The 25516-nt window shown below is 58.1% G+C and carries 19 protein-coding genes and 1 pseudogene; 17 read left to right on the forward strand and 3 right to left on the reverse strand.

Annotation, left to right across the window (positions count from 1 at the left end; all coding sequences use genetic code 11):
- Positions 1–22: 22 nt before the first annotated feature.
- The 12 genes and pseudogenes from U9R61_RS10430 to U9R61_RS10485 all read left to right on the forward strand — a co-directional run bounded on the left by U9R61_RS10430 (position 23) and on the right by U9R61_RS10485 (position 11752).
- Complete coding sequence (locus U9R61_RS10430) at positions 23–748, forward strand: isoprenyl transferase (protein ID WP_322488755.1); 726 nt, start codon at positions 23–25, stop codon at positions 746–748.
- 4 nt (positions 749–752) lie between these two features.
- On the forward strand, positions 753–1592 hold the full coding sequence (locus U9R61_RS10435; RefSeq protein WP_322488756.1) for a phosphatidate cytidylyltransferase: 840 nt from the start codon (positions 753–755) through the stop codon (positions 1590–1592).
- Positions 1593–1651: 59 nt separating this feature from the next.
- On the forward strand, positions 1652–2611 hold the full coding sequence (locus tag U9R61_RS10440) for an alpha/beta hydrolase (protein ID WP_322488757.1): 960 nt from the start codon (positions 1652–1654) through the stop codon (positions 2609–2611).
- The gene (locus tag U9R61_RS10445) at positions 2608–5418 is read left to right on the forward strand and encodes an alpha-L-rhamnosidase (RefSeq protein ID WP_322488758.1); all 2811 of its coding nucleotides are present in this window, start codon (positions 2608–2610) and stop codon (positions 5416–5418) included. Before U9R61_RS10440 ends, U9R61_RS10445 begins: the two co-directional genes overlap by 4 nt.
- A 21-nt stretch (positions 5419–5439) precedes the next feature.
- Positions 5440–6891: a cellulase family glycosylhydrolase gene (locus tag U9R61_RS10450; RefSeq protein WP_322488759.1), complete on the forward strand. Its 1452-nt coding sequence runs from the start codon at positions 5440–5442 to the stop codon at positions 6889–6891.
- A 127-nt stretch (positions 6892–7018) separates the two neighbouring features.
- Positions 7019–8185, forward strand: coding sequence for a M50 family metallopeptidase (locus U9R61_RS10455; RefSeq protein WP_322488760.1), 1167 nt, complete (start codon positions 7019–7021; stop codon positions 8183–8185).
- A complete protein-coding gene (locus U9R61_RS10460) occupies positions 8185–8409 on the forward strand; it encodes a hypothetical protein (protein ID WP_322488761.1) in 225 nt (74 codons plus the stop codon). Before U9R61_RS10455 ends, U9R61_RS10460 begins: the two co-directional genes overlap by 1 nt.
- Complete coding sequence (cas4, locus tag U9R61_RS10465) at positions 8409–8921, forward strand: CRISPR-associated protein Cas4 (protein ID WP_322488762.1); 513 nt, start codon at positions 8409–8411, stop codon at positions 8919–8921. Before U9R61_RS10460 ends, cas4 begins: the two co-directional genes overlap by 1 nt.
- 51 nt (positions 8922–8972) lie before the next feature.
- Positions 8973–9224, forward strand: coding sequence for a hypothetical protein (locus U9R61_RS10470; protein WP_322488763.1), 252 nt, complete (start codon positions 8973–8975; stop codon positions 9222–9224).
- Positions 9221–9529, forward strand: coding sequence for a hypothetical protein (locus U9R61_RS10475; protein ID WP_322488764.1), 309 nt, complete (start codon positions 9221–9223; stop codon positions 9527–9529). The genes U9R61_RS10470 and U9R61_RS10475 overlap by 4 nt, the downstream gene beginning before the upstream one ends.
- A gap of 374 nt (positions 9530–9903) precedes the next feature.
- Positions 9904–10535, forward strand: a pseudogene (locus U9R61_RS10480) (IS607 family transposase).
- Positions 10532–11752 carry an RNA-guided endonuclease TnpB family protein gene (locus tag U9R61_RS10485; RefSeq protein ID WP_322488765.1) on the forward strand — a complete coding sequence of 407 codons (1221 nt, stop codon included), beginning with the start codon at positions 10532–10534 and terminating at the stop codon, positions 11750–11752. Before U9R61_RS10480 ends, U9R61_RS10485 begins: the two are co-directional and overlap by 4 nt.
- A 28-nt stretch (positions 11753–11780) precedes the next feature.
- Here the strand turns inward: U9R61_RS10485 and U9R61_RS10490 are convergent, their stop codons facing one another.
- Positions 11781–14036 (reverse strand): GAF domain-containing protein, encoded by a 2256-nt coding sequence (locus U9R61_RS10490; protein ID WP_322488766.1) that lies wholly within the window; start codon positions 14034–14036, stop codon positions 11781–11783.
- A gap of 216 nt (positions 14037–14252) precedes the next feature.
- Between U9R61_RS10490 and U9R61_RS10495 the strand changes: the two genes are divergently transcribed.
- From U9R61_RS10495 to U9R61_RS10515, 5 genes are all read left to right on the forward strand, one after another.
- Positions 14253–14498 (forward strand): hypothetical protein, encoded by a 246-nt coding sequence (locus U9R61_RS10495; RefSeq protein WP_322488767.1) that lies wholly within the window; start codon positions 14253–14255, stop codon positions 14496–14498.
- Positions 14499–14548: 50 nt separating this feature from the next.
- Positions 14549–14809 (forward strand): type II toxin-antitoxin system PemK/MazF family toxin, encoded by a 261-nt coding sequence (locus tag U9R61_RS10500; protein WP_322488768.1) that lies wholly within the window; start codon positions 14549–14551, stop codon positions 14807–14809.
- A gap of 131 nt (positions 14810–14940) precedes the next feature.
- Positions 14941–15987: an amidohydrolase family protein gene (locus tag U9R61_RS10505; RefSeq protein ID WP_322488769.1), complete on the forward strand. Its 1047-nt coding sequence runs from the start codon at positions 14941–14943 to the stop codon at positions 15985–15987.
- Between the two features lie 12 nt (positions 15988–15999).
- Positions 16000–16776 (forward strand): iron-sulfur cluster assembly protein, encoded by a 777-nt coding sequence (locus tag U9R61_RS10510; protein WP_322488770.1) that lies wholly within the window; start codon positions 16000–16002, stop codon positions 16774–16776.
- 13 nt (positions 16777–16789) lie between these two features.
- Positions 16790–17833 carry an NAD(P)-dependent alcohol dehydrogenase gene (locus tag U9R61_RS10515; RefSeq protein ID WP_322488771.1) on the forward strand — a complete coding sequence of 348 codons (1044 nt, stop codon included), beginning with the start codon at positions 16790–16792 and terminating at the stop codon, positions 17831–17833.
- A gap of 86 nt (positions 17834–17919) precedes the next feature.
- Here the strand turns inward: U9R61_RS10515 and U9R61_RS10520 are convergent, their stop codons facing one another.
- Together U9R61_RS10520 and U9R61_RS10525 are read right to left on the reverse strand one after the other, a co-directional pair.
- Positions 17920–18753, reverse strand: coding sequence for a hypothetical protein (locus U9R61_RS10520; protein ID WP_322488772.1), 834 nt, complete (start codon positions 18751–18753; stop codon positions 17920–17922).
- 355 nt (positions 18754–19108) lie between these two features.
- Entirely contained in the window at positions 19109–25420 is a 6312-nt protein-coding gene (locus tag U9R61_RS10525) for an SdrD B-like domain-containing protein (protein WP_322488773.1), read from the reverse strand.
- Positions 25421–25516 lie beyond the last annotated feature (96 nt).

Below are 25516 nucleotides of genomic sequence, written 5' to 3' on the forward strand. Positions count from 1 at the left end.
TGTCGCTGAGAGGCGCTATTGTATGAGTCAGGATGGTGTACCGTCCGGCACAAAAATTCCGCAACATATCGCGGTGATTATGGATGGCAACGGGCGCTGGGCGCAACAGCGCGGTCTGCCACGCCTTGCCGGCCATCGCGCCGGCACCGAAAATATCCGCCCGATTGTGTCCGAATGCGCCCGGCTCGGTGTGCGCGTGCTTACATTGTACGCCTTTTCGACCGAGAATTGGAACCGGCCATCGCTGGAAGTACAGGGCTTGATGCAGATTTTGGGCGAGTTTATCGATCGCGAGATCCGGAATCTACATGCGCAAAATGTCCATCTGCGCCATCTGGGCCGGCTCGATGGCCTGAGCCCCCATCTGCGCGAAAAGGTTAATTACGCGATTGAATTGACCCGCCATAACACCGGTCTGACGCTAGCGATCGCGTTTAACTACGGCGGTCGCGCCGATATTGTCGATGCAGTGCGTTCGATCGTCGCCAGTGGCATCACCGCCGACCAGATTACTGATGAGGTGATTAGCGCCCATCTGTCAACCCGCGGTTTGCCCGATCCAGATATGATCATTCGTACCAGCGGCGAACGGCGGCTTTCGAATTTTCTGATCTGGCAGTCAGCCTATAGCGAGTACTGGTTTACGCCGGTGTTCTGGCCCGATTTCCGGCCCGAACATCTGCATCAGGCGATTCTTGACTATGGACGGCGCGAACGCCGCTTCGGCGGGCTCCCCGAGTCGAGCTAATACCTTGGCTACGCGCATCGCCAGTGTGGTGGTGCTGTTGCCTCTGATCATTGCCGGCGTGTGGTGGCCGCCAACCACCGCGCTGTTAGCCGGTCTGGTGATCGCGCTGGCGATCGGCGAGCTGTTCGTAATCTTTCGTCACGGTGGGTATGCGCCGCGGTTGATCGAGGGGATTGCGATCGGTTGGTTGATCTGCGCAGCCACGTTTTTCCAACCACTCACCACGATCGATCTCGCATTGGTAGTGGTGTTTGGGTCGATTATCGGCGCATTCATTGCCGAAATCGCCCGCCGCGATCGCCAGACCAGTCTGCTCAGTTGGGCATTGACCTTCGCAGGAGCGTATTACGTCGGCGGTCTCTTAAGTAGTTACCTTTTGTTACGTCAACTTGAATCGCCGTTGCAGGGCGGATGGCTGGCCTTCGCGCATATCCCGCCCGGCGCGGCATGGGTCTTTTTTACGCTGGCGATCACGTGGTTGCAAGATACTGGCGCATTCTTTGTCGGGCGCGCCTTCGGGCGTACCAAGATGGCGCCGGTGCTCAGCCCCAAAAAGAGTTGGGAAGGCTTCTTCGGCGGGATGGCTGCCGCGATTGCAACCGCGCTGTTCTGCGTGCCGCTGTTGGGCTTGCCAATTACACTGGTCGAAGCGGCGATTCTCGGCGTGGCCGCCGGCATCTTTGGCCCGCTTGGCGATTTGGCCGAGTCGCTGATTAAACGACAAGTTGGGGTGAAAGATTCCGGCTTTATCATCCCCGGCCACGGCGGAATTCTTGATCGAATCGACAGTATTCTCTTCACCGGACCGGTGATCTACTACCTTGTAGTGCTTTTTTCCCATTGAGCCGGCGTTGTTCTTTTGCTATAGTGCTATCGTACCGATCAAGCGGTGTTGCTGACGCTATGATTTCACCAACTGTCACCCAACAACAATGGATTCCTGATCCTACATTGGCCGGTTTTGAGATGCTGCCGCTTGATCTGGCCGATGGCCGCGCAGTCTTGGTGCGCCAGTGCGATCCGCCGGCAACAGGCCGGGCCGTGCTGTATGTGCATGGCTATTCTGACTACTTTTTCCAAACCCACGTGGCTGATGTCTTCCGCGCGCATGGCTATGCGTTCTACGCGATCGATCTGCCCGGCCACGGGCGCGCTATCCAACCCGGTCAAATTCCCTGCTTTTATCGCGACATTGCCGAGTTTTACCCGTTCATCGATGCGGCAATTGCGGTAATCGACGCGGCTCACAACCGGCCATGGCTGGTCTTGCACGGCCATTCGGCAGGCGGGTTGGTGACGGCGCTCTACGCGGCTGAAGGTAGCCGGCGTGATCGGCTAGGTGTGCTGGCGTTGAATAGCCCGTTTTTCGATTTTATGGTCGACCGCGCCACGCGGGCCTCGATCCCGCTGGTGATGCTCTTAGGCCGGCTGAAACCCTCTCGCATCGTGGGCAAGTTGTCATCGGTCTACGGCGAAACGATCTATCGCGGCACCGGCGGCGAATGGGAGTTTGACCAACGCTGGAAGCCGATCAACGGCATCCCGATGCGAGCCGGCACAGCGCGGGCCATCTTGCTGGCCCAACGCCGGCTGCGACGCGGCCTCGGCATCCGCTGCCCGATTTTGATCTTGCACTCGGCGCGGTCAGCGTGGCCTATCCCCGGCAGTCCCGAAATCAGGCGAGCTGATATTGTGCTCGATGTGGCTCACATGCGGCGCGATGGCCCAATGCTGGGTGATGATGTAACGATGATTGCAATTGAGGGCGGTTTGCACGATTTAGCCTTATCGCCCAAGCCTGTCCGCGAGCAGTATGTTGCTGAATTGATGGGATGGCTGGAGGAAGTAACGGTTACGGCATGAAGCGCTATCTTACCCTGCTATTTGCTATCTTCGTTCCGCTGCTTTGGCCATGGCCGGTCCAAGCCTCCGGTATCTGCTTTTGTGCTGCAATTCCCATTTGGACGTATACCGATCCGCCTGCTGCTCATGAAGTAGCACTATTTCGAACAACCGTTGATTTGGTTGCGCCGACGCCAGCAACAACATTGGTCATTTTCGCCGATACTCGTTACGAAGCGTACTTGAATGGTCAACTCATTGGCCGTGGCCCATCCCGGTTCTCGCGGCTGCGGCGCGAATACGACCAACTGGCGATTGGTAATCTTGCTGCTGGCCGACATACCCTAACCGTTCGTGTGCAATGGGCGCCAAATAATCGGCGTAGCGTCTCTGAACGACCGTTCCTTTGGGCGCTGCTACACAGTAATGGGCAACCGCTCATCAGTAGCGGGCCACACTGGCAAGCGCAACCGTTAGCTGCCTATCGTAGCGACGCTGCTCCAGTACATCGCTGGGGATTGATTGGTCCGACCGAAATTGTTGATTTGGCGTTGCTTTCTCCCCAATGGATGCTCGATGGCGGAATAACAGCATGGCATCCAGCAGTGGCGGTCACGGTCCAACCAGCAGCATTCGCGCCACGTTCTATCCCACAACTGGTAGAAGTAGATATGCCAATCCATGTCTTAGATACGGGTTGGCTTGCACCGGGATTCACGCCCATTGAATTTCCCGGCGGGGTTGATCAAGCTAGTGTACCGGTGCAAACGCAACGCGCGACGAACCTCACTCTAATAAGCTTACAGAGTGAACTCACGAGCCGGTTAACGATCAACGGCCAGTCGCTAAGCTGGAATACGGTACCAAACCGGCCACCGGGCATAGTGACAGCCTCTTTTCATGTTCCGGTTGGAGTACATACCCTGAGTTTGCGCGGCTTGAGTGACCACCCTGAAGGCTGGACAATTTTACTTTCACGAGATGGGTTAGCAACAGTTCCTGTATTTGCTCCTTCTGCCCAGGCTGGACGGCGGGTTTTATTAGCAGCACCGCAGCCTGATCAGCAAGCAGCGGTTGTGCAGAATGAATTGCCGCTCGTTCTCCATTTTCAGCCGCCGGCCAGCTACGCTATCCTCGATTTAGGTCGGACAGTGCATGGCCGGCTATACGCCGAAGTCCAAGGATCAGATGGTGCTATCGTTGATATTGGCTGGGATGAACGGCTATGGCAGCAAATCATTCCGCTACCATTTCCCGGCATTCTGCATCCTGAGTGGAACCAAGTTGACTCGTGGCGGCTTGATGGACGGATCCATCCAATCACAACCATCGATGCACGGGCTGGCAGATATATTCTCATTGCTGTCTGGAGCAAAGAGCCAGTGATTCTTCGTCATCTGCACGTTCGTGAAGAACGCTATCCAGTCACCCAACTTGGTTCGTTCACCAGTAACGATCCCCTGCTGAACCAAATTTGGCAAGTAGGGGTTGACACTCTCCTTCCCAATATGACTGACGCCTACACCGACACGCCATGGCGCGAACGTGGACAATGGTGGGGTGATGCTTATGTGTCTGACCATATCAACCGGGTTGCCTTCGGTGATCGCTGGTTGCTCCACCGTGGCTTGCGGCAAATGGCTGACGAATTTACTCCTGATGGCATCCCGGTAGCAATGCCACCTCATATCGGTGGATGGATGCGCGACTATGGCATGCTGTGGCTACAAGCCATTGCTGAAGATTTGCAGCGAACCGATGATCCAGCCTTGGCGCGTGAATTGTGGCCGACCATCATCCGTTTTCTCAACCACCTTGCAACGTATCGCCGTAACGACACTGGTCTGCTCGACCTGCCGGCAGGGCATTGGTCACAAACGACTTATCTCGACAGCAGTGTAACCGTTGCGCGCTATGGTCAGTCCACACCGGTGAATGCAATGTATTACGGCACCCTGCGCGCCGCAGCCGCGATTGCTATCGCGCTTGGCGAGACAGAAGCAGCAAACCATTGGGAAAGCGAAGCAGCATTGCTGCGCAATCGAATCAACCAGTACCTCTATGACCAACCAAGACATCGCTACATTACCACGATCATCAATAGCCAACCGATAGCAGCCGGCCCACATGCGCAGGCCTTCGCGCTCGCGTATGATCTCGTGCCGCCTACCGAAATCTCGGCGGTGGCCGATGCTTTATCAAGCCTGATCTCGCGCGATCTCACCCATCCCAATCTCCAGCTCTACGGGATGTTTTGGGCGTTAGAAGGACTACGCCGGGCTGGCCGGATTAACGAAGCAATTCAATTGATCAAAGAGTTCTACGGCTGGCAATTGGCACAGGGAGCCACTACGTGGTGGGAAAATGTTAATGCGAACTACCACTGGAGTGGCAGCCTCTCGCATAGTTGGAGCGCCTCGCCAACGTGGTTCCTCACGACGACAATCCTCGGCGCGCGCCAGACTGGACCAACGACATGGGAAGTTGCTCCCGCCTGGCAGGGAGTAAGCAGCGCAGCGGGAATATTACCTTTGCCAACCGGTTCGCTTCGCGTAGCATGGCAACAGCCGAGTTGTGAACTGAGCCGGGTTGCTATTAGTGCGCCACAAGGGACGCACGGTAGCTTGTGGATGCCGCCACCTACGGCATCGACCGTTCTAACCCTGAATGGCACTGAGATTTGGACGCCAACAAACCGCACACTCACCATTGATCAGACGAGTGATGGTCGTTTACGGATTCCACTAATAGGGGGACAGGAATATACGGTGGAACAACGCCGCATTTGCACAACTATTTGGCTGCCCATCATCACCTACCGGCCTTAAGACTTACAATGAGGTGTCACCTTGAACCGACATCGCGTGATTATCGTACTCTTCATCCTTGGTTTGTTCACCATTACGCTGCCGGTCACGGCCCAACAACCTATCACCATCACAACCGTTTATGTGCCGGTTGTGGCGACAAACAACCTTCGCCCGCTCGGTTTTGAAACAAATACAGGTTGGCTGTACTCTTCACAAGTTAAACCACGTGCACAAGCCCTCAATGCGCATTGGGTACGGCTTAACACCCTGAGTTGGCGTGAAGCACAACTTACTCCAACTAGCTCGATCAACTGGAGTGCGTCCAGTTTCCAGCGGTTTGAGCAAGAGGTGCTGGCAGCCAATGCCCTCGGTTTGCAAGTAATGGCCATTATTGACGATCACCCATCGTGGGCTACCGGGAGCAGCCATATCTGCGCGGCCATTCTTGACGAATACCATGATGAATTTGCCACATTTGTACGAGCAGTTGTTGCAAAATACAGCCAAGCCCCATATTTAGTCCGTTACTGGGAATTGGGTAACGAACCAGATGTTGATCCCAGTCTTGTTCCTACTAATTCTGCATTTGGTTGTTGGGGCAATATTACCGATGAGTATTACGGCGGGGAACGGTATGGCCGGATGTTAAAGGTAGTAACCCCCGCAATTCGGGCTGCCGATCCGGGCGCACAAGTCATCTTTGGTGGTTTGTTGCTGGCCCGTCCCGAGAACAAACCATCGGATACAGATGGCAAACCGTTTAATTTCTTAGAGGGTGCGCTACGCGCCGGTGCCGGCCCGTATTTTGACATTTTAGCGTTTCATAGCTATCCGAGCTATATTGCCAATCTCCCGGGAGTCCCCAATGTCGATTTTGATCTCCATGAATACAGCCTTCGCGGTGCTTGGTATACACGGGGAGGTACAACAATCGGCAAAATTCGCTTCCTCCGTGACGTGATGCAACGTTACGGCATTAACAAACCACTCTTTCTGAATGAAACCGGTTTGCGATGTATGACTGAATATTTCAATTGTAATGCCATACAAACCCAGTTTGAACAGGCAAAAGCCAACCATCTGATCCGTACAGCGGTGCGAGCGATGACCGAAGGGGTTGAAGCGTATATTTGGTATACCTTGCAAGGTCCCGGGTGGAGCTATACGAGCTTGCTAACTGGCGATCAGCAACCATTGCCGGCCTACAACGCCATGCAATTCGCCATTCAACGGCTGAACGAGGTGCGCGTGCCACCACGAGTATTTACCGGCTATGGTACCGGCATCGAAGCCTATCGCTTCCAAGGTAATGGCTTTGTGCTCGATGTGGTCTGGTCGGTAGACGGAACACTGCGCCAGATTACGTTACCGGCTACATCGGTTATTGCCGCTTACACGCGCGATGGCACATCGATTACGCCGACTATCAGCGGCACAATGGCAACCATCAATGTCGGTTTTGAAAACATTTATCTGAAGCGACAACCGTAACTTACCGACGGGTCAATATCTGAATCCCTTGACTTGACTAAGTCGATCCGGTACACTATCTGTAGACACGAGCGGCGGCGGGCGATCAGCTCGTCGCCGCTATTCCTCTTATCTGCTGGAGCGGATTATGCTCACGTCAACACTCAACAACATCTGGCAACAAGTTGCAACCGGGATTTTTGACCCATTATTGACTGTGCTCGTCTTTCTTCTGATGCTCAGCCTGCTGGTGTTCGTCCACGAGTTGGGGCACTTGTGGGCTGGCTTGCGCATGGGGATCAAAGTCGAGGAGTTTGGGATTGGCTTCCCGCCGCGTGCGCTGGTGTTATTCGAGCGTAACGGGATCAAGTATACGCTCAACTGGCTGCCGCTAGGCGGTTTTGTCCGCTTTGCCGGGATGGATGGCGAAAAAGACGCCGTTTATGGCGCCGGTAGCCTCGCTGCTGCCCCGCCATGGCGCAAGATCCCCGTCATGCTGGCCGGGCCATTGATGAATTTCGCACTGGCCGTGGTGATCTTTACCATCCTTTTTGCGACAGTCGGAGTGCCGATTCCAACTGGCCGGATCCAAATTAGCACCGTTTACCCTAATACCCCGGCTGCTGCCGCCGGATTTCAGGCAGGCGACGAGTTGATCCAGCTCGATGACCAAACAATGCTTGATGAGAATACGGTGCGCGAGATCGGCCAGCGGCGATTGGGGATACCAATCACAGCCGTCGTGCTCCGCGAGGGCGCTGAAGTGACATTAACCGTCGTGCCCGGCCCATGGACAGCGCCCGACGGGCGTGAGTTCAGTGCCGGTCTTGGCTTTAGTTACAGCATGCAGGTGAGCCGGCAGGCCCTTAACCCGATCGCGGCCATTGGCGCGGGTTTGACCCACAGCGTCGAATTGACCGGACGGATGATCATGATGCTGGCCGACCTGCCGGCAGCGATCGCCGGCCTGTTTAGCCCCACGCCGCCCCCGGCTGGCGAACCGTTGGGGCCGGTTGGGATCGCCCGCGCTACCGGCGAGGTGATCCGCCAATCCGATGGCTTTATTGCGTTCTGGTCGCTCACGGCAGTGCTGAGTCTCAATCTGTTCATTCTTAACCTGCTGCCCATTCCGGCGCTTGACGGCAGTCACATTCTGTTTGCGCTGATCGAGTGGGTGCGCGGCAAGAAGCTACCACCAGAGAAAGAAGCACTGGTGCATGCCTTCGGCTTTATGGCGCTGATGGGATTAATGGCGCTGCTGACGGTGAATGATGTGATTAACGCGGTGCAGGGTACGCCGATCTTTGGTCGCTGATGGATATCATTCGGGCAAGTGAACTAGGTGAGTATTACTACTGTGCGCGGGCATGGTGGCTGCGCCGCGTCGCCGGGCAAGAGCCGGACGGCGCGGAACGGCGCGCCGCCGGGACGGCTAGCCATGCCCGCCATGGCCACTTGGTGGCCGCCAGCCAGCGCCTCCTCTGGATCGGGTTGGGGCTGTTCGTGGGCGGGATTGGCTTGGTGATCTGGGCAAGCTGATGGCGTGGCTCGGTATTGCGCTGATCCTCTGCGCGGTCGTGGTTTTGGCGCTGGCGATGATGTTGCGCCGGCGCAGCGGTTTGCCGTGGGCGCGAGTGGTAGGCGCAGACACCGGGGTACAGCGCACGCTCGAACGACCTCTTTTTAGCGCCCGGCTTGGCCTCACCGGCAAACCAGATTATATTCTGCAACGCGGGCAGGCGCTGATTCCAGTGGAAGTGAAGCCGAACCGGCGCACAGCACAGCCATATCCGTCAGATCTCATCCAACTAGCGGCCTATCTAGTATTGATTGAAGAAACGACTGGCGTCGCGCCTCCGTATGGGTTACTGCGCTACGCTGATGAGACGTTTCAATTGCGGTACACTGCTGCGGTACGTGATGAAGTGGTAGCAACGCTGGCCGAAATGCGCGATCTGCTCGATGACGATGATGTCGCGCGCAACCACGATGAAGCAGCCCGCTGCCGCGGCTGCGGGTTTCGCGCTCACTGCGATGATGCCCTCGCATAAGCGACTGGCTCGTGATAAGACGATCATAGAAACGCAACGGGAAGCAGCTTTATGGATCTTGCCTGCGATGATCTGGTAGCGGCGATTGCCGAACATCTGGCCGGACGAATCTCGCGTGGTCAATTGGCGGCGTGGGCATTTGACCGGTTTTACGAACTTGAACAGGGTGAGCTGATCGTACCGCTTGACGAAGAAGCGATCATCCGCGACGCACTCGATGAGCTGATGTTTGCTGATGATGAGCCATTCGTGCTGAGTGAGCATGAATTACGGCAATTGATGGATCGGCTGGCACAGGTATGAAGATTCAACCGCATCCCCGCTTACACGGTATGATGATCGGCGACGAGGTCTATTCGCATCACTACCATCTGGCTGCCCGTGTCGCCGATATTTTCCCCGCCGCAGTGTGTGTCCGGATCGGCGTGCTTACCACTGAGACACCAATGGAGTTGAGCCATACCCCCCAGTTGTGGCGCGCTGATGAGATCGAGAACTTGTCGGTGTGCCGCTATTGCGGCGCGCGTGCTGAGGTGCGAGTCGTCAGCGAGAATGGCATCCCGTTTCGGGTGTGTACAACGTGTGTACCAGAAAGTGGGGAGGTATAGGGGGAAGAGGACACGGATTAAAACGGATGGGACGGATGTCCACGGGTCGTACAGCTTCACCAGCTTCCCCCATTCGTGCGCATCCGTCGCATCCGTCAGTATCTGTGGGCCCTGGGAAAGAGGACACGGATTAAAACGGATGGGACGGATGTCCACGGGTCGGATAGGGGATTCCGCAGGCGTGTGTGCGGATCACGGTGCCGGTGCGCGGGTTCGGCTTCCTCCCGACCCGTGAGGCGGTTGTGGTGGTCGGCACCGCCCGCTTCCGATAGCCATCGCGCCATCCCGGAGCAGCCATCCACGACGCGGGACGCAGGGCTTAACCTGGTCGCAATGCAATTGCTCACCATTGCGCATTCATGTATCATTTGTGTATGAATCGCACGCTCGTTCCGATCCATGAGGCCGCTCCAGCGCTTGGTGTCTCGCGCAGCCCCTGCGTCACTGGGAGCGTGAGGGACGCATTGAGCCCGCCGAGCGCACGATGGGAGGACGCAGGCGCGACAACCTCGCCAAGCGCAAGCCGGAGCTGTTCCGTGCGCAAGAGCATGGACCGCGCCGCACGATTGCCTACGCCCGTGTCTCAAGCCACGACCAGAAGGATGATCTGGAGCGGCAAAAGCAGGTGGTGGAACGCGCGTGCGCCCGCCAAGGTTGGACGTTCGAGGGTATTGCCGACCTTGGAAGCGGCATGACCTATCACCAGAAGGGTCTCAAACGCCTGCTGGACGCCATCATCGGTGGGCAGGTCGGGCGGCTGGTGATCACCCACACGGATCGGCTGTTGCGCTGTGGCGCGGAACTGGTGTTCGCCAGTTGCGAGGCGAAGCAGGTGGAAGTCATCATTCTCAACCAGGGCGAGGACACCACGTTCGAGGACGATCTCGCTAAGGACGTGGTGGCGATCATCACGGTATGGAGTGCCAGGCGCTACGGAAGTCGGTCGCGCAAGAACCAGAAACTTCTGGACGGAGTGAAAAAGGCCGTCGAGGAGGCGCAGGCATGATCATCGCCCACAAGATTGCGCTTGACCCGAACAACGTGCAGGCCACCTCCTTCGCCAAGGCGGCGGGCACGGCACGGTTTGCCTACAACTGGGCGCTGGCCGAGTGGCAACGGCAGTACGAAGCCTGGAAAGCCGACAACAGTTTACCCAAGCCGTCGCAACAATCCTTGCGCCGCCAATTGAACGCCATCAAGCGCGAGCGGTTCCCCTGGATGCTCGAAGTCACCAAGTGCGCCCCGCAGATGGCGATCATCCAGTTGGGTGATGCCTTCGAGAACTTCTTTGCTGGCCGCGCCAGCTACCCGCAGGCGCGCAAGAAAGGACGCGACGACCGCTTCACGCTCACCAACGACCAATTCAGCATCGACGGCTGCCGCATTCGCATCCCCCATCTTGGCCGGGTGCGGATGCGGGAGTCCTTGCGTTGTACTGGCAACATCCTGGTCGCCACCATCTCCCGCGTGGCCGACCGCCGGTGTGGCAGCATCACCGTCGATACCCAAGACACACCCCAACGCTGCGCCGAACACCAAGGCGCGGTCGGCGTGGACCTGGGGGTCTCGGCACTGGCAACGCGCTCGACGGGAGACCCCATCACCGGCCCACAGCCACCCAAGGCGCTGCGGGATCGGCTGCGCAGACTCGCTCGCCGTCTCAGTCGTAAGCAACAAGGCTCATGCAACCGCGCCAAAGCGAACCCCAAGCTCGCGCGGCTGCATGCCCGCATTGCCACCATCCGGCAGGATGCCTTGCAGAAGCTCACGTCCGACCGCACGCGACGGTGTCACACTATCGTCATTGAGGACTTGAACGTGCGTGGCATGGTGAAGAACCGGCGCTTGGCTCGTTCCATTGCCGACATGGGCTTTTACGAGTTCCGACGGCAACTGGAATCCAAGGCCGAACGGCGCGGCGGCCACATCGTCGTCGCTGCCCGGTTCTTTGCCAGGAGCACGACCTGCTCGGACTGCGGGCATGTGCTGGACATGCTGCCGCTGTCGGTGCGCAAGTGGACGTGTCCGGCCTGTGGCGCGGCGCACGACCGCGATGTGCATGCTGCCAAGAATCTCTTGGCGTATGGACTGGCCGCCCTAAGCGGCCCTACGGCGAGTTCCGCCGGATGTAAAGCCTGTGGAGAGGAAGGCTCTGGCTTTGGGTGCAAGTCCAAGGCGAAACCGGCCTCTGTGAAGCAGGAAGTCAGCTTTGTTCCTGTTTGAGCAGGAATGGGTAAGTCTGATGGAACGGTCATGAGGATGATAAGGGCGAGACGAACCGGTAAAACCGGTCAAAGATGCGCTGTCGCTCGGCTGGCGGGATCCCCGGCCCGCGATCGCTGACGCTGATCACCAAATGGGTGCTGGTGCAGAAGGCTTCAACCGTGACCGGCCCCGCCAGCGGGCCATATTTATGCGCGTTTTCGATCAGATTCCACAGCACTTGCGCCAGCAAGATCGGATCAATGTAGAGCAGCGGCAAGGTGGGCGAGATGAAGATTTCGATACGGCACACCGGATCGTGCTGACCAAAACTCGTCACCACATCCTTCACCAGCACCGCCAGCTCAACCCACTCGCGGTCGATCGGCAAGGCGCCGGCTTCGATCCGCGACAGATCGAGCAGTTGATCGACAAACCGACTGAGGCGGGCGGTTTCGCGGGCGATATTGCACAGCAAGGCCCGGTTTTCCGTCACTGAAACGGCGTGCTGGCGGTCGAGCAAATCCTCAACCGAGGCGCGGATGGCGGTCAGCGGCGAGCGCAGATCGTGCGAGACGCTGGTCAGAAAGGCGCTCTTGAGCTGGTTGGCTTGCCGTAAGGCTTCGTTCTCGCTTGCCATTTGCCGCAGACGCGCATTGCTCAGCGCCAACCCCAATTGCTGCGCGATGGTGAGCAATAAGCTCAAATCTTCGCCGCTGATATGGCGGTGCGTGCGGCTGCCGATCACCAGCACGCCGGTGCTGGTGGCATTCACTACCAGCGGCAGCGCCACTAGATCGCAAAAATCGGCCAATGGCCACGGCAGCGGTTCGGGTGCAGCATGGCGCCGGCAGAGCCACACCGGCTGGCCGGTGGCGAAGACAGTCTCGATAAGGGCTGCCATCTGCGCCTGATCGATGGCGCTCAGCGGTGGGCCGGCAACGGTGATGCGCTGGTCTTCTTTCAGCGCGATGAAGCCGGTATCGAGCCGGGTGAGGGCGAGGATGCGTTGGACAACCGCGTCAAGTTGCTGCACCGGATCGAGCAGGGTGCTGAGGAAAAAGACCAGCGAGTTCATGACCTCGGTTTGGGCAGCATAGGCTTGCAAGTCGGTGTAAAGCCGGGCGTAGCGCAGCATCGCCGCGCCGTGCGCCGCTAACGTCGCGCCGCATTGTTGCTCAGTCACTGGCCATGCTTGGGCCGGGCGCGTTACCAGTATGACCCCGCCAATATCAGGGAGCGGGAATCCGGCCAGTTTCGGCAGCAGATGCGGCATGTGAACAAACGGTTCGGGGCGCGAACGCCACGCTAACGCGATAGGATCACGCACCGCCGCTTGCAAGAGCACCATCGCCTGCTCCCCCGCTTCTCCCGGTACAGTCCAGAAATAGGCTTGCGGGCGATCAATCGATGCGCCTTCAACCAACGCCACCCCCGTGGCGTCGAGCAGGCAGCCCATCTGTTCGGTGATCACCGCCGGCGTGTACAGCGGATCAAAGGCGTTGCTAATGGCGCGCATCGCCGCCGCGAGCCGGGTGGCGCGATCGGGCCGGGCAGCCGCCATCTGCGCGGGAGTCTCGCTCGCGATGGGTGGCGTCCAGCCGGGAAAGGTGCGCGGGCGGGCCGGTTGTCTGGCCCATTCCAAGCGGTAGCGGCGCTGCACTTCGGCGGCGGCAGCCGCGAGCACGCCGGTGAGGAACGGGTGTGCCAAGCGGTAATCGCCGGTAATGTCGAGTACGCCGATCAGCTTGCCATCATCGGGATGAATGACCGGCGCGGCGGTGCAGGTGACATCTTGCCAGCCGCTACAGTAGTGTTCGGCCCCCACCAATTGCACTACCCGTCCGGTTGCCAGCGCGACCCCGATTGCATTGGTGCCGGCCACCGCTTCGCTCCAGTTGCTGCCGGGCAGTAATCCTTTGCGCGCCAGCCGCCGGCGGCAGTGCGGATCGCCGTCCACTTCCAGCAAGGTGCCTTCGGCGTCACTGAGCGCGATCACATACCCGGCATCGCCGAGCGTGACCCGCAGCCGGGCGAGGATTGCGCTTGCCGCGCGCAACAAGGTGGTGTGCCGCTCACGGAGTTCGGCCAATTGCCGATCGCTGGCCGTAGCAAAGTGGGCGAGCTGCACCTCGGCATTGACCGCCAGCGTCCGGCAACGCTGCCACGAATCGCGGATCACCGCGCGCATCGGCGAGAGATCAACCTCGCCGCTGGCGAGGAATTGCTCGCGCAACGTAGCCATCCGCCAAACCAGCGTCTCAAGGTCTCCCGGAGCGGCAATGTGCAGCGGTGCTTCGCTCATAGCGCCTCCCTGCGCCAGTGCGTTTGATGTCGGAGTGGATATTCTGGTTATACCATGCTGCACCCGCGCCCGTCTACTCGTGCCGCCGGTTTTTTCACCACTTTTTCACCGCACAACCAGTTGGGTCGAAAGTGACGCACTTGGTTGATAAGAAGAGCCGGCAATGCTACAGTGTCGATAGATCGGCCCACAAAAAAGTCATCTGGTTGTGTTGCTATGCCTACGATTCGTGTCCCAGCCGCAACTCATGCCTTACTTCGTGATCTCGCTCAGCAGCGTGGGGTTTCGATGCAAGCTGTGCTTGAAGCGGCGCTTGAACACTATCGCCGCCAACAGTTGCTTGCCGCAACCAATGCGGCCTATGCAGCATTGCGCACCGATCCGGCGCAATGGACTGAATTGGAACGCGAACGGGCAGCTTGGGATCAAACCATTGCTGATGGGTTAGCGGATCACGTATGACCGTACTCTTGCCAAATCGCGGCGAAATCTGGCTGATCTGAATCCGGCTCGTGGTCAGCAGGCTGGCCAACGGATCGTATGCGCAACTACAGACGGGCTTCGTTCTACCCCTCACTCGTACCGATCGCCGCATTCCGCTGCACATCCCGATTGATCCGCCGGAAGGCGGCGTCGTGGCGCGTAGTTTTATCTTGTGCGACGCTATCCGCTCAATCGTGAAAGATCGGTTTGGCCCGCGCCTATGGGGAACTGTCTCGGCTGCCACATTGCGGAAAGTGGATGACGCGCTGCGGATTCTGCTCGAATTGTAGGCCGCCGGTTTTTCACCGCTTTTTCACCGCACCCCCGCCCTTCTCCTGTTACGATGCTCTCAACCCCACATGCAGCCAATCAACCGTCACGATGGTGGTGACCGGCATGTCATCGGAGACAGGAGGAGTGTATGTACCGCACTGCTGATGGCCGCGAGATCTTCGTCATTGACGCCCATACCCATCTGTGGGACGCTAGCCCGGAAAATCAGCGCGGCAAGTTGGGCAAAGGTTGGATCGACTGTTTCTACGCTTACCACAAGAATCTCTCGCCGCCCGATAAAGTGTGGACGCTCGAACACTACGAGCGCTACTCGGTCGAAGATATGGCTCGCGACCTCTTTGTCGAGGGCTATGTCGATATGTGCATCTTGCAATCGACCAATCTGTTCGAGTTCTACCACACCGGTTTCAACCCGATCGAGCGCAATGCCCAGCTCAAAGAAGCCTTCCCGGAGCGCGTCATTCTCAACGGCTCGTTTGACCCGCGCCACGGCGAAGACGGCCCGCTCGGCCTGAATGCGTTGCGCCAAGCCAAGCAACAGTACGGCATTCAAGGTGTCAAGCTGTATACCGCCGAGTGGCACAACGGCTCGCGGGGGTGGAAGCTGAATACCCCCGAAGCCTACCGCTTCTTTGAAGAGTGTGAAACGCTCGGCATCACCAACATTCATATTCACAAAGGGCCGACCATCTGGCCGCTCGACCGCGACTCGTTCGATGTGGCCGACGTTGACTATGCGGCCACCGACTTCCCCGGCCTCACCTTTATCATCGAGCATTGCGGCCTGCCGCGCCTCGAAGACTTCTGCTGGATCGCGACCCAAGAGACGAATGTTTGGGGCGGTTTGGCCGTGGCCCTGCCCTTCATCCATTCCCGCCCGCGCTACTTCGCCGAAGTGATGGCGAACCTGCTCTACTGGCTCGGCCCCGACAAGTTGACCTTTGCCAGCGACTATGCGCTGTGGACGCCGGGTTGGCTGGTTGAGAAGTTTATGGCCTTTGAGCTGCCGGAAGACCTTGAGGCCGAGTTTGGCGTCAAACTGACGATGGAGACCAAAGAGAAGATTCTCGGCCTGAATGCGGCTCGCCTCTACGGGATCGACGTGGAAGCGAAGAAAGAGCAGTTGCGGAATATGCCGGTCATGCTCGACGGCGCCGCGCCGGCTACCGTCTGAAAGGAATTGCCGATGCCGACCCTTGCCGAGATCAATCGCGCGTTGGCTGAAGTCTACGATCCCGAACTCGACACACCGATCACCGAATTGGGCTTCGTCAACGAGGTGCAGATCGCTGACGGTCACGTCACCGTTACCTACACTGTCCCCACCTTTTGGTGCGCGCCCAACTTCGTCTTTATGATGTCGCAAGACATTCGCGATGAAGTCGGGCGAGTGCCGGGAGTCACACAGGTGACGGTGCTCGTCCGCAACAACTGCTTCGAAGACGAGATCAACCGGGGCGTCAATGCCGGGCGCAGCTTTGCCGAGACGTTCCCTGCCGATGTCGATCAGAACGCTGATCTGGCAGCATTGCGCCATACTTTCACTATCAAGGGTTTTCTGGCCCGGCAGGATGTGTTGATCCGCCGGATGCGCCAAGCCGGTTTGGCCGATAGCGCGATCTTGGCGCTGCAGATCAGCGATGTGATAGTGCAAGGTGACGATCTCTTCCTGAACGTGCCGCCGCCGCGTTGGGTGCCGCTAGCGGCTGCCGATCTGCTCCGTTACCTACACAAACGCCGGCGCTTACAGCTTCCGGTGAGCGCGGATACACCGCTCTTCACGACCGTTGACGGTCAACCGATTGCCGAAGCGGAATTGGCCGCCTACCTGCGCTACTCGCGCTCGGCCCGTCTCAACATCGCCTTCAACACCAGTTTATGCGAAGGGTTGTTGCGCGCGCAGTTCTTCCCTGAACGGCAACACGACTACTCTAGCGTTGGTGACCGCCTGATGATTGGATAGAGAGGACAAACCTATGCGCGCTGCTCGTCTGCACGAGTACGATGAACATCTCAACGTCCAGCTCCAACTCGACGATGTGCCGCTGCCCAAGATTACCAAACCCGGCGAAGTGATTGTGCGCGTCGGCGCAGCAGGGCTATGCCGCACCGATCTGCACATTATCGAAGGGGTGTGGAAAGACATCCAAGACCCGCAACGCACCTTGCTGCCCTACATCCTCGGTCACGAGAATGCGGGTTGGGTGGAAGAGGTCGGCCCCGGCGTCACCTCGGTCAAAGTTGGCGATCCGGTCATCTGCCATCCGTTGCGTTCGTGCGGCGTTTGTCTCGGCTGCCGGCGCGGCGAGGACATGTACTGCGAGCACGGCAGCTTCCCCGGCCTCAACTGCGATGGCGGTTTTGCCGAGTACATGTTGACCAACGAACGGGCGCTGATCAAGCTCAACCCCAACGTGGCGCCGGTCGAGGTCGCGCCGCTGGCTGATGCCGGCATTACCGCCTACCGGGTCGCCAAGAAAGCGGCCCGCAAGCTGACCCCCGGTCAGTATTGCGTCATCCTTGGCGTTGGCGGTCTTGGTCACATCGCGCTGCAATCGGTGCGCGAACTGTGCGGCGCGCGGATCATCGCGGTTGACCGGTCGGAATCAGCCCGCAAGCTAGCGCGCGATCTTGGCGCGCACTACGTGCTCGACGGTGGCGACACGATTGTGCCAGAAGTGAAAGAGCTGACACGGGGCGGGGCGCATGTGGTGATCGACTTCGTGGGTGAATTGGGGGCCGAGCAGGTCTCGTGGCAGATGCTGCGCCAAGGCGGCACCCATTATGTGGTCGGCTACGGCGGCGCGGTGCAAGTACCCACCGTTCACATGATCATCACCGAAATCGCGATTGAAGGCAGCCTCGTCGGCAACTACGTTGAGCTGGTCGAGCTGATGGAACTCAATGCCGAGGGGCGAGTCAAGCTGCACGGCCAGCAATACCGGCTGGATCAGATCAATCAAGCGATCGATGACTTCAAGAACCGGCGGATTGCCGGGCGGGCGGTGATTGTGCCGTAAGCGAGATGATAGGCCTGCGATAGCATAGCTGCCGTATACTTCATAGATGGGCAGGTTGCACACCTGCCCGTCTACGTTAGCTATGCCTATTTCTCGTCGGCAGAACCTTTCCCCGTCAACAACGCGCGCAGCAACTCCTCATCGGTCGCTGGTGGCGGGGTATTGAGCAGCTTGGCAAGGAATTGCTCATCTGCCGGCACTGGGGTTACTTGCCGCCGGCTGGGCCAGAACTGAAGCCCAAGCCCGCCCGCTAACAAGAGGAACCCAACCACAAACCAGAATTGGGCATTAAACGGGATCGTGGTCGCTGTGCGTGGCAAATAGGCAGGTTGCTGGTTAGTTGCGGCAGCGGGATCATCTGCAATGCCGGTATATGGTAGCTTGGGCGGTATCACTGCCGGCAGCTCAGGTGCCACCGCCACTGGCGCAATTGTTGGCACGGCGGTCGGCGCTTCGATGGTGAATGCCGGCGCTGCTGGTTCGGCTTGACCCCGACTGGTGAAGAACAGGTGGGCAACCACCGTATCGCCGGGACCAACTGCAATCGTCAACGGTGCCTGCGCTGGCGAGCCTTGCTCGTCGGTGAGTTGCAGGGCGAGGGTATAGAAACCGGACTCAACCCAACGATCGTAATTGCCATTTTGATCGCTATACACAACCGCATCACCAATCTTGACCGCAATCTGGGTCGCTGGCGCGTGTGTGCGCAGATCGATGACGGTGCCGGTGACGCGACCCATCGGAACGGGGGTGGGCGAACTTGCCGGTACAATTGTCACCGGTGGAATAGTCGGGCGCGGCGACGGTTGCAGCGCTGGCGCGGCGGTTGCTGGCGTCGGCAGCGGCGAGAGGGTAAACCCAATGACCATCGCAAGCACACCGCAGATCATCATACTATAGCTCATCATTCGACGTTGCATACGCAACTCCTTGCGTGTTTTGCGCAATTTCTACTCCAGCAAACGCACCCAACCATCGCCGTGATTACCATTATAGCAAAAATATCTCCGTTGCACACGATAGTATTATTTTTGGTTTTCAAATAATTGATCGCGCAAGTAGCATCATGGTTTTGTTGCTATCTTCAAGCGTAACACAATGCACGCTTGAGTGCGATCAAACCATTGTGCAAGTCTGCTACCGCGTAAAACCTGCCACCCTTTCTTGGAGTGTGGCAGTACCCTGCCACACTCCATCCGAGATAAGAATGGCGAAGGTGATACCAGCACGGTTCTACGTATTGTTCCCTGCTCGTATCACTTTGCCGATCACTCATCAATCACTGATTATGACGGTCACTTGAGCCCGGTTATTGGTTTCATTACCCTCTTCCACGGCGCCAAAGGGGCTGCGTTGGCCACCATCGGGGCTTCGGTTCCAGCTATCCACATAGACGTAGATAGTATTGACCCCACGCGGTAGCCGTCCGTTCCATGTTGGTGAGCTGGCCGCCGGATCGTAGCCAAAAGGATTCGCTGGTCTACGGGGGAAACTGTTCAGCGTCACACTCTCACCGGGTTGGAGCGTGCCTTCAACGTACCATGCTAACCCTTGTTGCGCTAACTCATTCCACGGTTCGTTGACCTCTGGCGGACGCGATGGGTTGATATAGAGATCGACCCAGAAGTTGCTAGCTGGTTCACGCCCGGTGTTCGTAACTGTTACTTGGTATCGCACCGGTGTGTCGGCGTTTGCGCTGGCCGGGTTAGCTTGAATGCTGACGATCAGATCCGGCGGGATTTGCACAATGGCCATTGGCACAAAGACCTGCACCCGCTGGTAGTAGCCCATATCAACCACGGCTTGTTGGCCGGCACTGAGAATAAAGGTAGCAACTGGGCCATCGCTATCAGTGGCATCGTTGCCGATGTTGGGTTGGGCCGGCAAGTAACCGCTTAGGTTAGTAAAGGTCACGGTCACTTCTCCCGGCGGCAAACCGGTTACACTGTATGCCCCGTTGACGTCGGTCGTGGTTTGCACCGTTTGCGGATTGCCGGGCAGCAACGTCGGTGTGTATATGATCTTCACTTGCACGCCGGCGAGCCGTCCGGTTTCAGTTGGATCGCGTTGGTTATTCTCATTGGTATCGAACCATGCGATACCGCTTATGCCGCCGGAGCCGCGCAGACCGGCATCAATGCTGCCAAGCGCCTGTCCGCTGAGAATGGTGAAGACAGCCGTTGTGCCGTCGCTGTGGAAATCGTTGTCATTATCGGTCGTCAATGATCCGCTACCATCATTGGTCGTCGCATAGCCAGCCGGTAACGTCAGCCGCAGCGAGTAGACACCCGGCGTTAGCCCACTGAAGGCATAACTACCATCAACCAGCGTTTGGGTGGTCGTGATAGTGTTGCCGCTGCTATCGCGCAGGACGATGGTCAATCCGGGAATTCCCGGCTCACCGGTATCGCGCAGGCCGTTGCCGTTAGCATCGAACCAGACCGTATCGCCGATCGCAGTGGTGCGATAGAGACCGAAATCAACCGCGGTTGTGCTCACGTTGAGGGTAAAGCTCTCACCGATAGCGTTGCTATCGGTCGCCGGATTGCCACCCTGATTGGCAGGGGAGAGCAGATAGCCAAACCGGCTCACCGACTGGATCGTGACTGTGCTACCCGGCGGGATGTTGCCAATGGTGTAATTGGGGTTCAAGCCACTGGTAGCGGTTGAAACGGCGCTGAAGGTAAATGACGGGTTGGTCGAGTTGATCACGCCGCCACTCGTTGCCACCTGCACCGTCACCGTCACTCCGTCGAGCGCCTGCTCACCGCTCTCTTGAATGCCATTGGCGTTCGCATCTTCCCACACCAGATCGCCAATCGACAAAGTACCGCGCAGGCCAGCGTCGATATAGGTAATCGTTGCATTCGATGCGACGGTGAAACTGGCCGTACAACTGGTGGTTGGATCGACATCGCTATTATTGTCGTCGGTCAAGGTTGTACCGCGGGTGGTGAAGACAAATCCGGTTGGCGCCGTGACGCAGAGTTGATAGGTCGCGTTGGTTAGCCCGGTCGGTTCGATATTGGTGATCGAGAACTCGCCGCTAGCATTGGTTATAACCGGCGCGCTTGGCCCGCTGCTGCTGCCAACCAATCGCACACTGATGTTTTCCATCCCCGGTTCGCCGCTATCAAGCAAACCGTTGCTATTGGTATCGAACCAGATCATGCCATCGATCTGGGCCGTGCGGTAATAGCCAAACGGTACTGAATCAGGCGTCGCACCGCTCAACACCAACCCAGTGCTGGCCGAGCCAGTATTGCCCGGCGAGGGGGTAAAGCCGCTCGGCGTGGGCACCGTGAAGGTGTACGTACCGGGAGGGCCGCTGAATGCAACAATACCATTCAGGTCGGTGAATTGGCTGCTCGTGACCGGCCCGCTCACACTCACGGTAACTGCGCGAAAGCCCGGCTCACCGGTCTCGAAGCTGTTGTTGATCGTCACCGTCTCATTGAAGACGCGGGCGCGCACGGTGACGTTCTGGTAATAGCCTTGGTCGCGGCTGGCGGTGGCACCGATGCTGAGCCACTGGTTGGTCAGCTCACCATCGCTATCCGTATCATCCGACCCTTCGTCGGCCTGCGTCACCTGATACGGTGGCGTCGCAGCAGGTGGGGTGAAGGTGAGCGAGAAGCTGACTTCACTTGTCGAAGCGCCGCCGGGGAGGCCGGCAAAGCTGTATGCGCCGGTGCTATCGGTGGTCGCCGTACGGGTGATAGTTGTGGTGAGGTTGGCGAGATTAACGGTCGCGCTCAGATTGACCGTTACCCCGGCCAAGCCCGGATCGCCGATGCTTTGGCCATCATACGCTCGATCAACGAAGGCGATGCCATTCACGGTGCTGCGCCCAACCATCGCCGCTCGGCGAGTCGTGGTCGAGCCATCGGTGACGGTAAAGAGATTAGTGCGGCCATTGTCACTTACGATCGCAGCCACATTATTATCACCGGTATTGGCAGGCACAAAGCTGAAGTTGGCCGCCGCCGGGTTGAGAAACTCTAGCCGGTAGCTGCCGCCTTCAACGTTGGTGATCGTGAAAGTGCCGCTGCCATCAGTGGTAGTAGTAGCAACGACTGTATCCGATGCGTTAAGCAGCCGCACCGTCACCCCGCTCATCGCCGGCTCACCGGTGGCGAGATTATCAGCCGGCCCATTCGCGCCATCAAAGAAGACGCGCCCGCTGACCGTGCCAAAGGTGTAGAAGCCGAAGACATTGGTCGTGCCGGGAGGACTCGTTTCAGTCAGCGAGCTGCCGCCGCTTGTCAGTGGTGATCCAGCGACCGCAACTGCTGCGGTTGAGCCAGATGATGGCAACAGTCCGCTAAGCGCCGCCGAGCCTTCATCCACATTCAACTGGTAATCACCGGGGCGGACGGTAAAGGTCACGAGGCCGCCGGTGGTGGTTGTGCCGGTCAGCACGCGGGTGCTATTGGGTCGTTCGAGCCAGACGCGCACGTCGAGGATGCCGTTTTCGCCATTATTCCACACGTTGTTGCGCCCAGCCGACGGTTCGCGGAAGACACGTGCCGTGATGGTGACATTACGGAAATAGCCTTGATCGAAGTCGAGTGTACCGCCGGTAGCCGGCCCAGCCACGGTGACCGTGGGGCCATCGCTATCGATGGCATCATCGCTGCCCACATTCGCGTCGCTGGCAACGTAGCCGCCAGCTGGCGGGGCAAAGGCGATGGTATAGGTGATCGTGTCGGTATTGCCGCCGGGCAGGCCGGTAAATTGGTAATTCGGCGGTGCTGTCGTGAGTGTCGCCTGATAGGTCGCCACGAGGTTCGGCAGGTTCGCTGTGACCGTCAACGTCACCGTTGCGCCGGGCAGATCAACATCACCGGCGTCTTGCAGGTTGTCAGCATTGTTATCCTCAAACATCCGCCCGCCGACCGTCGTTTGACCACGGAAACCGGCGTCAATGTTCGTCAGCGAACCGTCATACGGCACCGTAAGCGTACCGGTGCTGCTAGTTCCCACGTTCCCTGCAGTGGTGACATCACTATCGCCGCCGGTAATAAAAGTATAATTGGTGGTGTCAGGGTTGGTGAACTGCACCGTGTAGTTACCGGGCACAACATTGGCGAAGCTGTAAGTGCCATTATTGAGGGTCGTCGTTGTGCTCACGACGTTACTTGTGGAATCGAGCAGCGTCACCGTCACACTGCGCATACGCGGCTCACCGCTGTTGGCTAGCCCATCGCCATTCGCGTCGAAGAAAGCCGTACCGCTGATTTGGCCCGGCAAGTAATAGAAGAAATCAGCATTACGATTATCACGGCTTTCTAAATTGGTAAAATTAGCGTTACCGGTATTGCCGGGTGAAGCTAAATAACCTGCAGGAGGCGTTACCGTCACTGTATACGAACCGGGACGAAGTAAGAAGATAACGTTACCACTCAGCGTGCTTGTGGTCCCAGTGGCGGTCTCGGTTCCGGTAACGTTCACACTTGCCCCGCCAAGGAGAGGCTCACCGCTGTCTTGCGTGTTGTTTACGGTCACTGTTTCAGCGAACGTTTGCACCACAATTCTCACCGGCAGGTAAAACCCTGCATCAACGCCAGGGTTATCAGCGCCTTGAACTGGCGTAAAGATTTCAGTCCGCCAGACATTCGGTGAAACTTGGGTGTCAAGGTCGCTGTAATCAAGATAGGTGTTTTCGTCGGGATCAACTGGCGTGCCGGACGGACGGAGGCTACCCACAAAAGAATAGGACGCATTCGTAACATCGAAAGTGACGTAGATCGGCTCGGCAGGCAAGCCGGGGATGGCATAAATACCGTTCCCATCACTGGTTGCAGTACCTAACAATACATCATCACTGGCACGATAGGCACGCACAATCACGTTCTCGATACCCGGCTCGCCGCTATCTAGGCGGCCATTACCGTTGAGATCCTCAAACACCTGATTGCCAATGCGGGCACGGGTCATACCAAAGTCAACCGCTGTATCTTCTGGATTGCTCTCGCTGATCGTCGCCTGACGGTAGATATAGCGGTTACCGCTGCCATTGGTCGCTTCCGTGCCGGTTGACGTTCCTAATCCAACGAGTGCGCCGCCAGTTAAGAAGTTGTCTTCATCGAGTACAATCCGGTACGTCGTCGGCGTCGCGCTCAGGGGCAGATCATCGAACAGGTAGTAGCCGGGTTGGCCGTTGTTAGGATTATTGGTTGTGAAAGTGGAAATTTCGCCGCCGTCGCGGATACCATTATTGGCAATGCCGCCGCCGCGCCCGTCGTCAACAAAGACAATCACGCCGTTAATGCCGATTTCACCGAGATCTTGCACTGTATCGCCATCATCATCCAGCCAGACGTAATCGCCGATCCCGCCTTTGTAAAAGCCGAAGAGCTGATCGGTACGGGTGTTATTACCATTGGCAATCAAAAGGCTCGATCCGGCGATATTACCGGTAGGCACGCCATTGGGCGAGCCAACATCGCCACCAGCAGCATTAGGCGAATTGGCAGCGCCGAAAAGAACAGCTCCGCTCGTAAATTGGCTAGCTGGAATAACCACTTGGTAATTCACACCGAGCGGCACGCCGGTGAAGACGAAGAATCCGCCGTCAGCCGGCTCGCTCGATCCGATGCGCTGGCGGGTGGTGGTGGTCGCAACGGTGGTGCTGGTATCGGTATTGACCAACTCTACCGTCACGCCATTCAGCCGCGGCTCGCCGGCATCCCACAAGCCATTGCGATTGTTATCACGCCAGACAAAGCCACTGACTGCACCGCGGGCAAAGCCGATGTCGATGTTGTCGATGTTTACGCCCCTGCCGGTGTTGGGCAGCGACGCTTCGGCGTTGCCGCTCACCAACACTGCATCAGAATCGCGAATGCCGGGGTTAGGCGCGCCATCATTGACAAACGATTGCGTCAGGATATAGCCGCTGGGGAAGGTTGCAGCCACGATGCGCAATCGATAACCGGCGCCAGTGGGGGCCGTATTGAAGATCGCGCGGCCTTGGCTATCGGTGTTGACCGGCCCGGTTACAACGTTGCCAAGGCTATCGACGAGAGCAACCGGTATACCGCCAAGACCCGGCTCACCGGCATCTTGAATCCCGTCGGCGTCAAGATCATCCCACACTCGCGCTGCAATGCTGCGGGTGCCAACAGGCGCGTTGTTATCTGTCGGCGTGGCTGGACGTAAGCCGACCCGCTGCGTTACCGCACTGCCAGAGATGGTCACAAACGAGAGCAACCCGGCATTGCCCGCTCCCGGTACTGAAACCACCCGTGCGCCGAGATTGCTCACTTCGATCCGGTAGTTGCCGTCAGGCAGGGCGGGAAACACCACCTCACCGTCGCTGTTGGTCGTATTGAGACCAACGATCACGCTGTCGGCGGTGTAGACCGAGACCAACACGCCGGCGACGCCATTGCCCGGCCCGTCGTTATCGAGACCGTCGCGGTTGGTGTCAATGTAGACGCGCACGGTCAAGGTGCCGGCAGCAAAGACTGTCAATACGGCACCAAAGAGGGCGGTGAAGATGAGGAGAGCGATCAGAATGAGGGTAAAGACGTGCTTTCTACTGCGCCAGATCCGCTGTGCTTCAGAAACGTAGTGAGTCATAACAATGCTCTCTTGATAGAACTAGTGCGATGGGTTTATGACACACAATACAACAACCATATCATAACTTTTTCAGATTAGTCCAGCAATAGGCAA

It is taken from the genome of Chloroflexus sp. (assembly GCF_034431535.1).
In the GTDB taxonomy this organism is placed as follows: Bacteria; Chloroflexota; Chloroflexia; order Chloroflexales; family Chloroflexaceae; genus Chloroflexus.

What these genes read in the sequence shown, in the direction of transcription:
- U9R61_RS10455 (WP_322488760.1), top strand. Translation starts at nt 7,019, where the DNA reads ATGCTCACGTCAACACTCAACAACATCTGGCAACAAGTTGCAACCGGG.
- U9R61_RS10495 (WP_322488767.1), top strand. Translation starts at nt 14,253, where the DNA reads ATGCCTACGATTCGTGTCCCAGCCGCAACTCATGCCTTACTTCGTGAT.
- U9R61_RS10475 (WP_322488764.1), top strand. Translation starts at nt 9,221, where the DNA reads ATGAAGATTCAACCGCATCCCCGCTTACACGGTATGATGATCGGCGAC.
- U9R61_RS10525 (WP_322488773.1), bottom strand. Translation starts at nt 25,420, where the DNA reads ATGACTCACTACGTTTCTGAAGCACAGCGGATCTGGCGCAGTAGAAAG.
- U9R61_RS10510 (WP_322488770.1), top strand. Translation starts at nt 16,000, where the DNA reads ATGCCGACCCTTGCCGAGATCAATCGCGCGTTGGCTGAAGTCTACGAT.
- U9R61_RS10490 (WP_322488766.1), bottom strand. Translation starts at nt 14,036, where the DNA reads ATGAGCGAAGCACCGCTGCACATTGCCGCTCCGGGAGACCTTGAGACG.
- U9R61_RS10445 (WP_322488758.1), top strand. Translation starts at nt 2,608, where the DNA reads ATGAAGCGCTATCTTACCCTGCTATTTGCTATCTTCGTTCCGCTGCTT.
- U9R61_RS10515 (WP_322488771.1), top strand. Translation starts at nt 16,790, where the DNA reads ATGCGCGCTGCTCGTCTGCACGAGTACGATGAACATCTCAACGTCCAG.
- U9R61_RS10440 (WP_322488757.1), top strand. Translation starts at nt 1,652, where the DNA reads ATGATTTCACCAACTGTCACCCAACAACAATGGATTCCTGATCCTACA.
- U9R61_RS10520 (WP_322488772.1), bottom strand. Translation starts at nt 18,753, where the DNA reads ATGCAACGTCGAATGATGAGCTATAGTATGATGATCTGCGGTGTGCTT.
- U9R61_RS10505 (WP_322488769.1), top strand. Translation starts at nt 14,941, where the DNA reads ATGTACCGCACTGCTGATGGCCGCGAGATCTTCGTCATTGACGCCCAT.
- U9R61_RS10485 (WP_322488765.1), top strand. Translation starts at nt 10,532, where the DNA reads ATGATCATCGCCCACAAGATTGCGCTTGACCCGAACAACGTGCAGGCC.
- U9R61_RS10430 (WP_322488755.1), top strand. Translation starts at nt 23, where the DNA reads ATGAGTCAGGATGGTGTACCGTCCGGCACAAAAATTCCGCAACATATC.
- cas4 (WP_322488762.1), top strand. Translation starts at nt 8,409, where the DNA reads ATGGCGTGGCTCGGTATTGCGCTGATCCTCTGCGCGGTCGTGGTTTTG.
- U9R61_RS10470 (WP_322488763.1), top strand. Translation starts at nt 8,973, where the DNA reads ATGGATCTTGCCTGCGATGATCTGGTAGCGGCGATTGCCGAACATCTG.
- U9R61_RS10460 (WP_322488761.1), top strand. Translation starts at nt 8,185, where the DNA reads ATGGATATCATTCGGGCAAGTGAACTAGGTGAGTATTACTACTGTGCG.